21 protein-coding genes and 1 tRNA gene are annotated in these 15503 nt (G+C 30.6%); 10 read left to right on the top strand and 12 right to left on the bottom strand.

The window, feature by feature from the left end:
- Positions 1 to 8: 8 nt before the first annotated feature.
- From EU91_RS01785 to serA, 4 genes are all read right to left on the bottom strand, one after another.
- Positions 9 to 377, bottom strand: coding sequence for a hypothetical protein (locus EU91_RS01785; RefSeq protein ID WP_032524932.1), 369 nt, complete (start codon positions 375 to 377; stop codon positions 9 to 11).
- Between the two features lie 78 nt (positions 378 to 455).
- On the bottom strand, positions 456 to 755 hold the full coding sequence (locus EU91_RS01780; RefSeq protein ID WP_032520210.1) for a ferredoxin: 300 nt from the start codon (positions 753 to 755) through the stop codon (positions 456 to 458).
- Between the two features lie 134 nt (positions 756 to 889).
- Entirely contained in the window at positions 890 to 1801 is a 912-nt protein-coding gene (prmA, locus tag EU91_RS01775; RefSeq protein ID WP_032524933.1) for a 50S ribosomal protein L11 methyltransferase, read from the bottom strand.
- Between the two features lie 17 nt (positions 1802 to 1818).
- Positions 1819 to 3405: a phosphoglycerate dehydrogenase gene (gene serA, locus EU91_RS01770; RefSeq protein WP_032524934.1), complete on the bottom strand. Its 1587-nt coding sequence runs from the start codon at positions 3403 to 3405 to the stop codon at positions 1819 to 1821.
- Between the two features lie 99 nt (positions 3406 to 3504).
- Here serA and EU91_RS01765 point away from each other — a divergent pair, with 99 nt between their 5' ends.
- The 6 genes from EU91_RS01765 to EU91_RS09495 all read left to right on the top strand — a co-directional run bounded on the left by EU91_RS01765 (position 3505) and on the right by EU91_RS09495 (position 6461).
- Entirely contained in the window at positions 3505 to 4071 is a 567-nt protein-coding gene (locus EU91_RS01765; RefSeq protein WP_032524935.1) for a hypothetical protein, read from the top strand.
- On the top strand, positions 4072 to 4863 hold the full coding sequence (locus EU91_RS01760) for a photosystem II S4 domain protein (RefSeq protein WP_032524936.1): 792 nt from the start codon (positions 4072 to 4074) through the stop codon (positions 4861 to 4863).
- A 48-nt stretch (positions 4864 to 4911) separates the two neighbouring features.
- A tRNA-Val gene (locus EU91_RS01755) sits at positions 4912 to 4983 on the top strand.
- Between the two features lie 68 nt (positions 4984 to 5051).
- Positions 5052 to 5669 (top strand): methyltransferase family protein, encoded by a 618-nt coding sequence (locus EU91_RS01750; protein WP_032524937.1) that lies wholly within the window; start codon positions 5052 to 5054, stop codon positions 5667 to 5669.
- A complete protein-coding gene (locus EU91_RS01745; RefSeq protein WP_032524938.1) occupies positions 5662 to 6213 on the top strand; it encodes a pyridoxamine 5'-phosphate oxidase family protein in 552 nt (183 codons plus the stop codon). Before EU91_RS01750 ends, EU91_RS01745 begins: the two co-directional genes overlap by 8 nt.
- Positions 6214 to 6287: 74 nt before the next feature.
- Positions 6288 to 6461: a hypothetical protein gene (locus tag EU91_RS09495; protein ID WP_193741636.1), complete on the top strand. Its 174-nt coding sequence runs from the start codon at positions 6288 to 6290 to the stop codon at positions 6459 to 6461.
- Here EU91_RS09495 and EU91_RS01740 read toward each other — a convergent pair.
- Together EU91_RS01740 and EU91_RS01735 are read right to left on the bottom strand one after the other, a co-directional pair.
- Entirely contained in the window at positions 6453 to 7004 is a 552-nt protein-coding gene (locus tag EU91_RS01740; RefSeq protein ID WP_032524939.1) for a DoxX family protein, read from the bottom strand. The two genes, EU91_RS09495 and EU91_RS01740, sit on opposite strands and share 9 nt — an antisense overlap.
- A gap of 136 nt (positions 7005 to 7140) precedes the next feature.
- Positions 7141 to 8295 (bottom strand): FAD-binding domain-containing protein, encoded by a 1155-nt coding sequence (locus EU91_RS01735; RefSeq protein ID WP_032524940.1) that lies wholly within the window; start codon positions 8293 to 8295, stop codon positions 7141 to 7143.
- 273 nt (positions 8296 to 8568) lie between these two features.
- Between EU91_RS01735 and EU91_RS01730 the strand changes: the two genes are divergently transcribed.
- Together EU91_RS01730 and EU91_RS01725 are read left to right on the top strand one after the other, a co-directional pair.
- Complete coding sequence (locus EU91_RS01730; protein WP_032524941.1) at positions 8569 to 9318, top strand: NAD-dependent DNA ligase; 750 nt, start codon at positions 8569 to 8571, stop codon at positions 9316 to 9318.
- Positions 9319 to 9426: 108 nt separating this feature from the next.
- Positions 9427 to 10356, top strand: coding sequence for an oxidoreductase (locus EU91_RS01725; RefSeq protein ID WP_032524942.1), 930 nt, complete (start codon positions 9427 to 9429; stop codon positions 10354 to 10356).
- Here EU91_RS01725 and EU91_RS01720 read toward each other — a convergent pair.
- Positions 10351 to 10617 (bottom strand): hypothetical protein, encoded by a 267-nt coding sequence (locus tag EU91_RS01720; RefSeq protein ID WP_032524943.1) that lies wholly within the window; start codon positions 10615 to 10617, stop codon positions 10351 to 10353. The two genes, EU91_RS01725 and EU91_RS01720, sit on opposite strands and share 6 nt — an antisense overlap.
- Before the next feature lie 100 nt (positions 10618 to 10717).
- On the opposite strand from EU91_RS01720, the gene murD reads away from it, so the two are divergent.
- Complete coding sequence (murD, locus tag EU91_RS01715; RefSeq protein WP_032524944.1) at positions 10718 to 12148, top strand: UDP-N-acetylmuramoyl-L-alanine--D-glutamate ligase; 1431 nt, start codon at positions 10718 to 10720, stop codon at positions 12146 to 12148.
- 86 nt (positions 12149 to 12234) lie between these two features.
- Positions 12235 to 12549 carry a hypothetical protein gene (locus EU91_RS01710; RefSeq protein ID WP_032524945.1) on the top strand — a complete coding sequence of 105 codons (315 nt, stop codon included), beginning with the start codon at positions 12235 to 12237 and terminating at the stop codon, positions 12547 to 12549.
- A 14-nt stretch (positions 12550 to 12563) separates the two neighbouring features.
- On the opposite strand, the gene EU91_RS01705 is transcribed toward EU91_RS01710, so the two are convergent.
- The 5 genes from EU91_RS01705 to EU91_RS01690 form a co-directional block, all read right to left on the bottom strand.
- Positions 12564 to 13295, bottom strand: coding sequence for a pirin family protein (locus EU91_RS01705; RefSeq protein ID WP_072012906.1), 732 nt, complete (start codon positions 13293 to 13295; stop codon positions 12564 to 12566).
- A 92-nt stretch (positions 13296 to 13387) separates the two neighbouring features.
- Positions 13388 to 13516, bottom strand: coding sequence for a hypothetical protein (locus EU91_RS09675; RefSeq protein ID WP_275040673.1), 129 nt, complete (start codon positions 13514 to 13516; stop codon positions 13388 to 13390).
- Positions 13517 to 13581: 65 nt separating this feature from the next.
- On the bottom strand, positions 13582 to 14124 hold the full coding sequence (locus EU91_RS01700; protein WP_032524946.1) for a DUF1643 domain-containing protein: 543 nt from the start codon (positions 14122 to 14124) through the stop codon (positions 13582 to 13584).
- Positions 14121 to 14606 (bottom strand): DUF2214 family protein, encoded by a 486-nt coding sequence (locus EU91_RS01695; RefSeq protein WP_032524947.1) that lies wholly within the window; start codon positions 14604 to 14606, stop codon positions 14121 to 14123. Before EU91_RS01695 ends, EU91_RS01700 begins: the two co-directional genes overlap by 4 nt.
- Positions 14607 to 14693: 87 nt before the next feature.
- A complete protein-coding gene (locus tag EU91_RS01690; protein WP_032524948.1) occupies positions 14694 to 15443 on the bottom strand; it encodes a GAF domain-containing protein in 750 nt (249 codons plus the stop codon).
- Between the last annotated feature and the right edge of the window lie 60 nt (positions 15444 to 15503).

Raw genomic sequence — 15503 nt, forward strand, 5'->3', positions numbered from 1 at the left:
ATTTAAAGCTAACCAATTTCATAAGGGAAGATATTACCAGGCTCTTTTGAGCCTGGTTTTTTGCTATACCACCATTCTTGTATATCAGAAGAAAATCTCTTTGAAAAAAGAGTTATAACAGTCTCAACAGGTTTTGATCCAGGCTCCAAAATCAGAACTGAGTAAGATGGGCATTTTCTTGAAGCCATATCAGCAACGAACCTAGACCCTATTCTTCTCCAACTAGGCTCCTTACTTCTCCAAGCAAGCCTTGAGCAGGGCCAAGGTAACTCTTCCCTATCATATAGTCTGCAACAAGGGCCAATTACCTTATAACTGTACTGACCTCCATAACTTGATTGAACACTACCAGTCTTGAAAAATTGAAATTTATCCATTTACAAAAAAAAGCCACCTTCATAGAGGGTGGCAGATAAATAATTAATAATCAACTTAGAAAAGTTAAATTTTTATAATTAGTACAATTCTTCCTCAGCATGAGTTGTAATTGTTACGTCAGATGTTGGATAAGCCACACAAGTAAGAACAAAACCAGCTTCTAATTGGTCGTCATCCAAGAAACTTTGATCAGACTGATCAACACTACCTGAAGTAACTTTTCCAGCACATGTTGAACATGCACCAGCTCTGCAGGAGTAAGGAAGGTCGATACCTTGCTCTTCAGCCGCATCTAGGATGTACTGATCATCAGGTACTTCAATTGTGGAATTGAGACCTTCACCTTCGTTGATGAGTGTAACTTTGTAAGAAGCCATTTAAATAAAAAATTGTTGGTAATTAATACCTAATAAATACATTTTTAACATCGATTAGGTCGATATGTGAGATTTTGAAGTAAAAAATGACACAATAAAATGTATGAAAGAATATCTATAAGAAAAACTTATATTTAGGTTGGATCGCTGGCTTTTTGCGCAGAAATGCATACCCAATCCTTTTTAGTTGATACATCCAATAATTTCAAGTCATTCTGAATTAATATTTTTATAATTTCATCTTTTTGTGAATTCAGAATTCCACTGAAAATTACTTCCCCATTGTTTCTCAAGCAATTATAAATATTTGGAATCATTCCTTTTATTACTTCCGCAAGAATATTGCATAAAACAAAATCAAATTGTTGCAGTTGATTTTTTAAAATTACTTCATTAAAAGATCCCAAAAAGGTATTTAAGTTTTTTAAATTACCAAAATTTAGTTGGAAATTAGATTTAGTTGAATTTATAGCTAAATAATCATTATCCACTGCACAAACATCGCTAGCGCCAAGTAATCTAGCGGCGACACTCAAGATCCCACTACCACTTCCAATATCTAATATTTTTTTATCAGAAAATAAAATAGTCTCCATTTTTTCCAAGCAAAGATAAGTCGAAGGATGACTTCCTGTACCAAAGGCTGCTCCAGGATCAATTTTTATGATTTTTTTATCTTTAAATTTTTCATTTAGATTTATCCAACAAGGCAATATTAAAAAATGATTTCCCACTAATTCAGGAGCCCAATATTTCTTCCAGCTTGTCAACCAATCCTCCTCTTTGATAATACTCCAATCAAAAAATTGATTCTTAGGGGCATTAATGTTTAGAAGTTTTCTAATTATTTTTTCAAAACTACACCTAGAACTATCTCCCCAATCATCGACTGGAAGCCATATATTCACCTTTTTTTTATTTTCATTTTTAATTAAATATTCAAATGAAAAACTAAATATTCCCAGCTCATTTAATTTCCAAATAATAATTTCTTCTGAATCACTTTCTATCAGAAAAGTTAGTTTATACCAATCTTTAATTACCATTAATAGAGCAGGCCTTTTTATAGAGTAACTGGATTAGCATTGGTAATTCCCTCTACTTTAATAATGGTGTCAAGCAACTTATTAGGAATTGGATCATCAATACTTAGAACCATAACAGCTTCTCCTCTAACAATTTTGCGCCCAACTTGCATTGAGGCGATATTTACATTGTTGCTACCCAATAAAGAACCAAGCTTGCCAATAATACCAGGCATATCCCTGTGCCTAGTAACCAGCATATATCTACTTGGCGATACATTAACAGGATATTGATCAATACTAATAATTCTTAATTCCCCATCAGCAAAAATGCTTCCTGCTACGCTATGGTCTCCATTATCTCCATAAGTGGATAATTGAAGCGATCCACTAGCAAATTCAGGTCTTGCCTCATCTTTACTCTCGATTACTGAAATACCTCTCGAATCTGCTTCTAGAGAAGCATTTACGTAATTGATCCTATCTCCCAAAGCTTTACTTAGAAACCCTTTTAGACTTGCTATTATTAATGGCTGGGAAGGATGTTGAACAAACTCACCTTGTAGCTTCACCTCTAGTTTTTGAATCTGTCCACCTGAAAGCTGGCTTATAAGAAGACCCATTGTTTCAGCCAGCTGCAAATGAGGTTTAAGACTATCCATAATATCAGGACTTAAACCTGGTATGTTTACTGCAGTTCTCGCAGATAAACCAAGCAAGACATCTCTGATTTGTTCTGCAACGTCAACAGCTACATTTTCTTGTGCTTCCCGAGTAGATGCTCCTAAGTGAGGGGTAAGAATAAGATTCTTTTCAACCTTCAAAAGTGGCGAATTAGATTCCAAAGGTTCTTTTGAAAAGACATCTATTGCAGCCGCTCCAATCAATGATTTATTTAAAGCTTCTGCTAATGCTTCTTCGTCAATCAAGCCTCCTCGAGCACAATTAATTAATTTTGCGCTACTTTTCATACTTTTAAGCACCTCCATATTTACTAAATTTTCTGTCTCTGGTGTGCGAGGTAAATGCAAAGTTACATAATCGGATTGTTGGAATAAATCTTCTAGATCAGATAGTTTAACTTGGATTTGTTGAGCTCTTTCAGTTGAAACAAATGGATCATATCCGCAAACTTCCATTCCCAATGCATTAGCTACTTTCGCTACATGAGCACCAATTTTTCCTAAACCTACTACACCTAATTTTTTCTTATAAAGCTCATTCCCAACAAATTTCTTTCTTTCCCATTTACCTAATAAAGTACTACTATTAGCAACCGGAATATGTCTAGATAAGGCCAACATCATAGCTATAGTATGTTCAGCCGCAGCTATTGTGTTACCCCCTGGAGAATTAACAACAAGGACTCCTTTTTGCGTAGCAGCCTTAACATCTACATTATCGACTCCAACTCCTGCTCTCCCAATGATTCTCAGTTTACTTGAAGAGTTAATAATCTCTTCAGTCACTTGAGTGCCAGAGCGAATCATTAAAGCATCATAATCTTTAATAATGGAAGCTAACTCAGAGTCTGAGATTCCTATCTTCTGATCAACCTGAGCAACTTGTGAAAGAATATCGATTCCTGTTTGATCAATTGGATCTGTAATGAGAACTTTTGTCATTTAAGATTGGTTCTTTAATCTTTTACTTTAACTTAATCTATAGTGTATGTATCTTATTTTATTAATTTGAATAACACACAAACAATTGAGGATTGAAATTTGACTAAAAGTATTGTGATATTTGAAGACATTGATCAATGTATCCAGCTATTTGATGTTTTCAAAGAAAAATCAGTAATGCTTTCTGAAGCTATTTTGATCCCACCAATAAGTGAGAAAATATCATCAGACGAAACAGAATTGCTCAATGCGAAAGCAAATATCTTATTCAAATCTCAAAATTTTGAAGATATAAGAATCTTAAACCCTAAACTTGATAGAAAGATCAGACAACAAGATATGAGTAGATGGCTAATGCCATTTGGGTTTGTAGCTGGAATAGCTTTTTCTAATATGACAAATTTATCTACCTTCAGCTTTCTTGGTTTAAATAACATCGGGGAATCATTAATTGGAGGTCTTTTAGGAATGGGTTCAGGATATTTAGGAAGCATTGTTTCTTCTGCAAGTATCAACATTAATAGAAATAAAGAGTTAAGATCGATCATTAATTTTAATAAAGAGGGTAAATGGCTTGTTCTACTTGAAAATCAAATTGGAGCTGAATTACCATGGGCTTTGATAAAACAATCAGAAGCAAAAGATATAATTTTTTTAGAAGGCTAAATGATTGACTTAAAAGAGATCTTAATAAATTCAAACTACAAAAAAGAAACTGAGGAATTAATAAATATTGCTAACTTAGCTTACAAACACTGGGAAACTTATTGGACTGGGTTTAATTCAACTTATGTTTGCGAAGAGATTTTAAAAGATTTTGAAAATTTAAATGATTTCAAATTTTTTATTTATGGAGGATTCTCCTCTTCTCAAAGATCTAGGATAGCTTGCTTCAGAGGAGATAATATTCCTGAAGAGGATGCGCTAAAAAGTAATTTTCCAGCTCAAGGAATAAAAATTAATGGAAATTTTTTATTTGATAATGCTACACAAGACGACTTTAGATCCCTCTTAAGTGAAAATGGGGTTAATCAAATAAAAGTTGGAGATATATGGACTATTGGCGATAGGGGAGCACAAGGGATAATTGATAATTCAGATATTAAGCACTTAGATGAAAAGATTTTTTATTTAAGAGACGTAAAAGTAAAAGTTAATGTAGTAGGTATAGATGAATTACAAATACCTTCAGGAAGATCAAAAAAACTTGTCAATACAGTAGAAGCATCAACAAGATTAGATGCAATAGCTTCAGCAGGTTTTAGGGTATCACGAACCAAAATCATCGAAAGGATAGAAAATGGAATGCTCAGATTAAATGGAAGCAAAGTTAATAAGCCAACAATTAATCTAAAAATTGGCGACAAACTAGAACTTGAAAATAAAGGTTTTATTGAAATTCTAAATTTAGAAATGACCAAAAGAGAACGATGGAAAGTTAAATTACTTAGAAAATGAAACGCAACCTGCTATTTTCTTATAAGGGGGGTTAAAATTCCTCAATTGGGGCGATTAGCTCAGTGGTAGAGCACTACCTCGACACGGTAGTGGCCACTGGTTCGAATCCAGTATCGCCCATCAAAACTTTTGACGACCTAGGTTATATCCACAGAAAATAATTTCATTTTTTAGATTATGAAAAAAAAATGAAACTTAATCAAATAATTAATCTGCATAAGGGACTCACTGCATTTGTAGTAATGGGGCTTATGATTTTTTTTGATAATTTTACGATCGCTCCCTACGTTTATTTAGCTCTACATGGTACTTATGGATTACTTTGGATTCTAAAAGAAAAGATATTCCCAGATCCTTATTTTAAAGAAAAAATCAATTTTTTAACTTCAGTTACTGGTTTTATTTTTCTTGGAAGTTACTGGGTATCTCCCTACATTCTTATCTCATCTCAGAAATCTGTTCCAAATATCGTAATAGCTGCATCTATATCTATAAATATAATTGGTGTGTTTCTACACTTTGCTAGTGATGCCCAAAAATATTTTTCTCTTAAATTAAAAAAAGATCTAATTAAAGAAGGATTTTTCAAAAATATAAGGAATACCAATTATCTAGGAGAAATACTAATTTATCTATCATTCGCTATACTTTCAATGAGTTTTATACCATTACTAATTCTTGCAATATTTTTCTCTGTAGTTTTTCTACCAAGAATGATAAAAAAAGATAAATCGCTCTCAAAATATGATGCATTCGAAGAATACAAAAAGAAAAGTGGTCTTATATTGCCTAAATTAAATGCCTGATAACAACTTACCCAGTTGGAGGCAAGATTTAAAATCTTCTAGAAAAAAAGAGGGCAAATCACCCTCAAATAGATGGATACAGCTTGCAACAGTCAGCGAAGAAAATGAGCCAAGATTAAGAACAGTTGTTTTCAGAGGGTGGCATAAAGATAGTTCAATGATTATTTTTACAGATAGAAGAAGTGAAAAAATTGGGCATTTAAAATCCAACCCTAATGCAGAAATATTATGGTTCTTTTTGAAAACCAAATCACAATATAGATTTAAAGGAAAAATACATGAATTAAGTGATAACAAAAATTATTGGGATTTATTATCAGAAAAATCAAAATCTTCTTGGTTTTTGGGATCTCCTGGAGAGAAAATAAACCCAAAAGTCCAATCTGCTTATGAAATATTATCCAATCTTCCCAAGTCAGAAAATTTTGTAGTTCTAAATTTTGAAATCGATTCAGTAGATCTTCTTAAATTAGAACAGCCTGTTCATAAAAGATATCTTTGGGAAAAGAATAAGAAATGGAAAAAAGTTGAAATTAATCCCTAAATATTTCTAAATTGTATATTTAGGTTGAAAAACATATAGTGATCAGTCAGTTTTAAAAAAGAAGTATTAATCATATGAATTTCTCAGGAATTCCAGAAAACCCTTTTATTTTTTTATCTTGGGTGACTGCTATTGGGCTGTTTATAAGTCTTTCTGAAGCAACAATTAAGATAAAACTTGAGAAGAGAAATAGTTATAGAAAAAGGTTAGAACTAATAAATAATCTCTATCCTAAGAAGTTAGCTTGATGTATCTGAGAGTATGTTCGCTTGCAGAAATTGAAATAAGCCACCTTTGCTTGCTTCTTCTTTAACTTCAATTTCCTTAGAATTTTTTGATTTTGTTGAAGGAATGATTTCGCCTTCATCTTCTGATTTCAAAATTCTGATAATGACTTCGTCTAGAGAGAAATTACCAGGCCCTGTTAATGCGATTGAAGTTGCCGAAGCGAAATACAAAAGTAAAAGCTCTAGTAAGAAGATATTAAAACCTGAAGTAACAAGTGCATGATATATAGCGACAGAAATTGTTCCAACTATTGCCAAAGCCCCGAATCTTGTAGCTAAACCGATAATTAGTAGCCAACTACCACCTATTTCAGAGAATGCCGCTACGTATGATAAAAAAATTGGGAATGGAAGATGTAATGGTCTAACAAAAGCATCAGCGAAGTTTTCTATATTTGCTAATTTCTCATAACCGTGATGAATAAGAACAGTTCCAGTTATAACTCTAAGAATTAATAAAGCAGTATCTTTGCTAAACGACTTGGTAAGAATTGTTGAAAGCACTATAAAAAAATTATCCTTAAGTAAAAATAACTAGTCACAGTACCCATCGTGGATTAAACCGGAAAAGTCGCACCTAATTAAGTATTTATACTTAGTGCTCTTATGAATTTTTTTTCTGATTAGGAATTCAACTAGGTTAAAAATTATTTTTTGAATAATTTTCTAATATTCTCTGATTGATTTTCGGAATATTTTCTTTAAATTTGAAAAACCCTTTTTTGGCGAATTTCCAAGCAAATAAATCTTCATCTCTAACAAGGTTAAAAATTTTTTTATGGTGTAAATTTTTAAACTCAGTTATGAAATCATAATTTTCTCCCACTCCAGGATAAATAATGTCTATTTGCCTGGTATTTTTTAAAGTATTTTCCAGTGAATAAGGATCAATCTGTTCAACATTATCAAAATACTCTACAAATTCAGAGACCAAATCTTGTTTAAATTTCAAAACAGATTCAGACAATTTAATTTGTCTTTGTTCATTTTTTAAAAGGATAATAAATACTTTTTTATAGCTTGTAAGTAAATTTTTAAAGGTTGCAAGGTGCAGATCATTTTCAAACATAATCAGATTATCTGATTTAGGGTACATGTCATTTTTATATATCTCATCTTCTAATGGTATTTGATTTGATTCTTCAAGAAAAATTTGTTGATTACTGATCTTTTCTGCATTAAATCTATTATTTGAAAATTTTCTTAGATTTGATGATGAAAAAAGATATTGTTTTCCCTTCGTTTGCAATCCTCCGACCCATCTCCAGCTAAGGAGATTAGATGCAGCATCACCATCAAAAAGATATTTAAAGAAAAACTTTGCTCCCAATTGCCATGGAAGGCCTAAATTAAATATCCAAGTACTCGCAAACCACATTCTTGTATGGTTATGCAAATAGTTGTACTGCTTTAATTCATGGACCCAAGAATTAAAAAAATCTAATTCTGTATTGCCATTAATTGCACTTTCATATAGCTCATAATCAAAATCGAGATTGTTTTTTGAAATAAAATTTCTCCAAACTTTAGGTCTATTTTCCATCCACCCTTTCCAGTAAACTCTCCAAAATATTTCTTCAACAAATTTAGTTGAATTTTTGATTTTATACTTACTTTTAATATCATGAATCAGATCATATTCCGATAAAATTCTATGAGTAATGAAAGGCGATAATTTTGAAACTGAACTTTCGTTATTTGGCCCAAAATCAAAATTTCTCAATTTTGCATAATCATTAATTTTGTATTTCGCAAAATTTTCCCAGGTATTTTGAGCTTTTAATAAAAATGACATTTTATAATTGTAAAAAATTTTTTTGGTATTGATAGAAATTTTAAAAATTTGCTCGCAAATTATTCCTTAAAATTTTCTTTTTTACTTTTAAGTAAATATGTTTGATTGAAGTATTTAATTTAAACCCCCAGTACGTACATTTTATACTCTTAAATCGCTCTCTGCGTAGGATGATATTTTGTGGTCAATTACTTTTTAAATCTAATTTTAATTTTCAAACCTTTATTTAAATGTTTTTTTCTAAAAGGTTTTTAAATATTTATCAAAATTATTATGAATAATTTATTAGTGAGAGATGCTAAGTATCTTGATGAACAATACAGAATAGGTGAAGGCATAATTTCGGATGGTGCATTTAAGCAACTTGAAAAGCTCTTTATTCCTGTTGATCAGGAAACTGACTACTTTAATCAAAAAAATAATAAACTTTTGCCAAAATTAGCTAAAGAAAATTATAAAGAATTTTTGAAAAGTTTATTAACAAAAACAAGATTAAGCATTCAACCAAAAATAGATGGCTGTGCTATTGCAATTAGATATATAAATGGCAATTTTAATAAAGCTATTACAAAAAAAGGATTAGATGTCTCAAGCAAAATTAAACAAATTAAAAATGTCCCCGATTGTATTCCTATCAAACGAGATTTTCAAATTAGAGGTGAACTATACGCTACAAACCAAGTTGCCGGCATTTCCCAAAGAATTACAAGAAAATACCTCAATGATAAAAAAGGGATTGGAGAAAGTCTCCGCTTTTGCTGTTTCCAAATACTTAATGGAAGACTTAATCAATACGAAACCCTTAATTATCTTAAAAAATGTGGCTTCAGCACCCCTGAAAGTTACTTCACAAATCATACAAGCGAAATCCACATATATAAAAAAAATTGGTTAGAGAGAAAAATATTTGCGAAATATCCAACTAATGGGATAGTTATAAAAATAAATAGTAGGAAATTACAGTTACTTAGAGAGAAAAGTTTATCTCAAAATAACGAATGGCAATATGCAATTCAAAAATAATATTAAATAGTACCCTCAAACAGAGCTCACGATACTGACTTCCAGTATTTACAGTGGAGAAGTAATTAAATTTTGGTAAAATTCCAAATCAATTTGCAGGATTACTAAATGACTGCCACTATTTCAAGACCTAAAATTTCTAACTGGGAAACATCTAATATTCCAAACCTTGTAGGCAAAACAGCGCTAATTACTGGTGCAAATAGTGGTCTTGGATACTACACTGCAAAGGCCTTAGCTGAAAAAAATGCTCACGTTGTTATAGCTTGTAGATCGCTTGAAAAAGCTAATCAAACTATCAAAAAACTTAAAGTTCTTAATCCTGAAGGATTATTTACACCTTTAGAATTAGATTTGTCAGATTTAAAAAATATTGTTGAAGTTCAGTCCAAAATTTTTGATAATTTTGAAAATTTGGATTTACTAATCAATAATGCAGGCATTATGCATCCGCCTAAAACTCTTAGTGCTCAGGGATATGAAATACAATTTGCAGTTAATCATCTAGCTCACATGCTTTTGACTCTAAAGCTACTTCCAATTATTGAAAAAAAAGAAGAATCAAGAATAGTGACAGTTACTTCCGGAGCACAATTTTTTGGCAAAGTTGGTTGGAAAAATCTGAAAGCCGAGAACTACTACAACAAATGGGAATCTTACTCCAATAGCAAATTGGCAAATGTAATGTTTGCTTTGGAACTAAACGAGAACTTAAAGCACAAAAATATACTTTCTTTAGCTGCTCACCCAGGAATTGCAAAAACAAATCTCTTTACTGCTCAAAAACCTAACCCTGGTCCATTAGAAACAATTTCATTGGAATTATTTAGCCCTATTTTTCAAACTGCTGAGATGGGTGCTTTACCTCAACTTTTTGCAGCTACTTCTCCAGAAGCAAGAGGCGGTGATCATTATGGTCCTAGATTTAATTTCAGAGGTCATCCAAAACTATCCCCTACTTCTCCTTTCGCCATGAATAAAAAAGAAAGAAAAAATTTATGGGAAAAAAGCCTCGAAATACTTAATAACTTCTTATAAATTTTTCATTTTTACTAACTTTAGAAAATACTTCAAGATATGTAATTCACTCTCTGAAAGTTTCATAAACTCTGTTAAAGCATCAAAATTTTTTTCATCAATCTTTTTTGATAATTGAATAAAACTATCATGGTTTTCATTAACAAATCGCTCAGCAATCTGAGACGGAGTTAAACCCTGTTCAATTAATTCACCTGGAGCATTTTTCTCCCACTTTTCATAAAACCAAGAGAACCAATATTTTGCAGTATTATCTTCCATTATTTAACTTTTCTTGGAGGAATACTATAAACACTAAAGAAAAATCTCATGATTGAATTACCCCTTAAACACAATTAATATAAATGCAATTATAAATTTAATGATAGATAATCATTCAAGTAAAAGAAATATTAATCTTGTAATTGGATTAGGTAAATCTGGATTTTGGGCTGCCAAGTATTTGAGAAGCATTAATAATAGAGTAATTGTTTGGGAAAGTAAAGATGGGATAGAATTCTTAGAAAGAAAAACAGCATTAGAAGAACTTAATATAATAGTTTCTCTAAACAAAGAATTTGTATTTGAAGAAATTCAACCTTTTTTGAAAGAGATCGAATCTGTTGTTGTAAGTCCATCAATACCTTATGACCATATAACTATTATTGAATTAAAAAAAAAGGGAATTAAAGTAATTGGAGAAATTAATGTTGCATGGGAAATTTTAAAAGACACAAATTGGATAGGTATTACTGGCACTAATGGCAAGACCACTGTTACTCATCTACTAAGCCATATACTCTGCGATACTGGATTATATGCTCCTTTTGCTGGAAATATTGGTACACCTTTATGTAAATATGCTCACTCCAAAAAACATGAAAAAATTGATTGGGTTGTAGCTGAATTAAGCAGTTATCAAATAGAAATATCTCCAGAAGTAAAACCTAATATTGGAATATGGACAACCTTCACAGAAGATCATCTTGAAAGACATAAAACACTTGAAAACTATTTCAACATAAAAAAAAGCTTGTTAACAAAATCTGATTTTAGAATTTATAATTATGACGATAAAAATCTAAGAAATCACTACAGTTCGCTATCAAGAGGGGTCTGGATAACAACTAGTTTCGATAAATCAAATTTTATTCATTGCGATTATTGGATAGATGATCAAGCAAACATTGTTGAGAGAGGAAAGAAATTATTCAAACTTGAACATTTTTCTTTAAAAGGAATGCATAATCTTCAAAATCTTTTATTGGTAATTGCAGCAGCAAGAAAAGTTGGATTATCTGGCAAAAAGATTAAAGATTCTTTATCTAATTACAAACAATTACCCCATAGGATGGAAACAATTTATAAAAATAATAATCTGGAAATCATTAATGATAGTAAAGCTACAAATTTTGACTCATCTATTGCGGGAATCAGTTCAATTGAAGGTCCAATAATAATCATTGCTGGGGGTAGATTAAAAGGCAATGAATATAGTGAGTGGATAAAAGTTTTAAAGAAAAAAGTTAAATGTGTTTTTCTTTTTGGAGAAAGCTCAAAAGTCCTAAAAATGGCGCTTATTAATGAAGGATTTAAAAAAAATATTTTTGAATTTTCAGAACTAAAAGAGCTTTTAAATTTTGTTTTTCATTATTTACAAAATAATAGGGTTGGGACATTATTATTCTCACCTTCATGCTCTAGTTTTGATCAATTTAAAAATTATGAAGAGCGTGGAGATTATTTCAAGAAACTAATAAGTGAAAAATTAAAGGTTAATAAATCCATTTTTTATTCAAGTATCATTTCGTAATTTTCAGGTCGGTCATCACAACCGTTTACCCTCTAGCAAATATTCACTTAATTAGTTAGATTTTGACTATAAATTAACTACTATCAATGAGTGAATCTAACAATTTACCTCAAGCAATAAGTCATAAAAAATTAAGTTACTTGATGCTTAAAGCACAAAAGGATGCTCATTTTTCTGATGAATTAGCAGAAATAGAAAGCCCCGAAATAAGAGAATTTGAAGAGTTAATAAACAATTGGGAAGCTTCAACTAAGAAGGTAGTTAATGAGTTATCAAAAAGAAAAGAGAATTTACTAAAAGATAAATCACCAAATTCTTTAATTGCACTTGGTGCAATGGAAGTTCACCTTAACATGGCTTTGCAAGCCTTAAATGCATTTAATAAAGGAGTTGATGGGTAAAAGCAAAAGATTAATTATAAGGAAGGCATCGAAAATAAGAGAAAATCTAAGTCTTTTTCAGTATCTATAGAGACATCATCACCATATTCAACTTCAAAACCCAAGCCATCTCCAGATTCGAGAAATATATTTGAATTAGAGTCTTTACTTTTTAATAAAAGATTACCTTCTATTATTTGTATCCAATTATATTTATCGATTTTTAATGGCAATTTTTTTTCTTTAATTGGCTTATATTTACAACGCCATAAAGAGATCCTTTGATTTAGAAAAAGCTTATTATTTTTAACGTCTTTATAATTAAAAATAAGATTATCCCACAACTTTTCATTTAATGAAATTTGATCATATCGAGGTTTGATATTTTCTTTTTCAGGGTATATCCAAATCTGGAACAACTTACAGTTCTCATTTTCTTCATTCTTCTCGCTATGAGAGATTCCAGTGCCTGCAGACATAACTTGTACTTCATCTTTGTGAATTTTTCCAAGATTGTTTAAAGAGTCTCTATGAGTTATTGCTCCTTTTGTTACGACAGTAATTATTTCCATATTTGCATGAGAATGTGTATTAAATCCTGCATTAGGAGAAATAATATCTTCATTTATAACTCTAATTTTCCCAAAATTATCCCATTTTGGATCTCTATGCTCTGCGAAAGAAAATGAATGCATTGAATGCAGCCAATCTCTTCTTGATAAAAATCTATCATCGGATTTTCTTATTTTAATAATATTAAAAACCATCAAACTTGAATAGAATAAAAAATTCTAAATAATTAGAAAAATATTTGTAAAATTTTTTGATAAATTATCCCAAAAAAAAGCAAATATCAAATTTAAAAATTTATTTTACTCTGAGCCTTATTAGCCTTTATCAATATTTTTTGTGCTTCATCTCTTGTAAGGCATTTTTCTGCTTTTACATTTAAGTTTTTAAGTTTTTGCAGTTGCTTTGTGTTACCCATACTTTAACCCTTTATTAAAGTTATTTTAACATAAGTTTAAATTAACTGCCTCATAAACCTTTGCATCAAATCGTTTTTACAGCTTTGAGAATGGAATTATCAGAGCAGTATAGAGGATGTATTGGATTATCTTTAATTGTTTTCTTAATTAAAAGCGGTCCAAGAGGATTATCAAAATTATTTTTTCTGATTGAGTTATATTGCATTATTTTTTTTAATATTCTTTTATTTCTATTTAGAAATTTCCCTTTGTTACCCCAACCTAACCATAAATCACAATTTTTATTTTCAGACCAGTGTTTTAAGTTTTTATAAATATGATTATTGTTTAAATAACCAACAGGGTTTTTGTGATTAAAGAGTCTTCCTGGATTACTTGAAATAAGAGCAAATAAATTTATTAATTTTACTTTGCCATAATTATTATTTTTCGAGATTTTAATTATCTTTTTTGTTGTATTATCCAAGAAAACTGTATCTGATAATGAAGGATTTAGACCAATAAAAATAATTTCTTTTTTAGATTTAGAAATCTTATAACTTAAACTCCATCTATATATTTTGTTAGCACTTATTAGACAATTTCTTTCTAAAAATAAATTTTTCAACCTAAACCTACACCTCTAGCCATAAGAGTTGCGAACAAAGGTATTGTTGCAAAGCCAACTAATTCGGTAGTAATTATTAGTCTAAACCTCTTCACTAGGTTTTCTGAAATTTCAGGTAGTTTATTCTTACTTAGTGGAATTGCCCAGAGGATATATGTTGTCGTCGGGTATAAAGAAAGTAAGCCAACCAAAATGTAGAGCGAAACCTTTATCCAAAACACAGGATTACCCGTATAGAAATCACCTCCTTGACCAAAATACTTAACACGCAAAATCCCAGTAACTAATATCGCAACTCCTGCTAAACCATAAATCACATCTGCAATTATCATTGAGATCGTCTCATTTCTATTAAGACCTACTTTGAGAGTCAATCTTTCAAATAAAAGAGAACCAAAACACAATATTATTCCTAAATAATGAACATATGCTACTAATGCACTTTTAGCAATTTCACCTGTAAATAAAGTTCCTAATAACATTTTCTAGTCAAAATTTATACAATCCTAACCACCAAATTAAGAATTTGTTTAGGAATAAATTAATAACTTAAAAGCAAAGTATTAAATCTAAGACTCTAAATACCTTTTCTGGCCATCTTCAAAAAAATCCTTTTTATTCCATACTTCGATTACATCTGGGAAATGTTTTTCCATACAATTATCACAAACCCCATGGCTGAATCTAATATCACTAATTTTCGAAAGATATTTTTCTAAATGCATCCAATCGCCCTCCTTATTTTTCACTTCTCTGCAATATGAACAGACAGATAAAATACCTTCCTGTTTGTGCAAGTTAGACAAAGCATCTAGCAAGTTTAATGACTTTTTTCTAAGCTCTAAAAATGAAACTATTTGCTTGGATAATAATTCCATAATATTAAATTGTTGTGTAGTTAGATTTCCTGGCTTTCTGTCTATTACACAAAGAGTTCCAAGTTTATTACCATCACTATTTCTAAGGGGAAAACCTGCATAAAAACGAATCTTGGGGTCTCCTGTTACCAATGGATTATTTATAAACCTTTCATCTTGGAAAGCATCATGAATAATTAATGGACTATTTTCTTTTATTGCATGGGTACAAAAAGACCAATCTCTTCTAGTTTCTGATATTTGAAGTCCTATTTTGGCTTTAAACCATTGTTTATCTTTGTCTACCAAAGTCATTAAAGAAATAGGCACATTACAGGTTGTAGCAGCAATTTTTGTAATATCGTCATAACATGATTCTGGCTTGGTTCCCAAAATCCTATATTCTGCTAAAGCTTTTAATCTTCTTTCCTCTTCTTCTTTTTTTGATACAAGATTCTGCATTAATCTTCACCAATAATTAAAACTTTAAAATTAAAGTTTCTCCAAAAAACTTTTTCCGTC

This window comes from Prochlorococcus marinus str. GP2 (genome assembly GCF_000759885.1).
Lineage (GTDB): Bacteria > Cyanobacteriota > Cyanobacteriia > PCC-6307 > Cyanobiaceae > Prochlorococcus_A > Prochlorococcus_A marinus_J.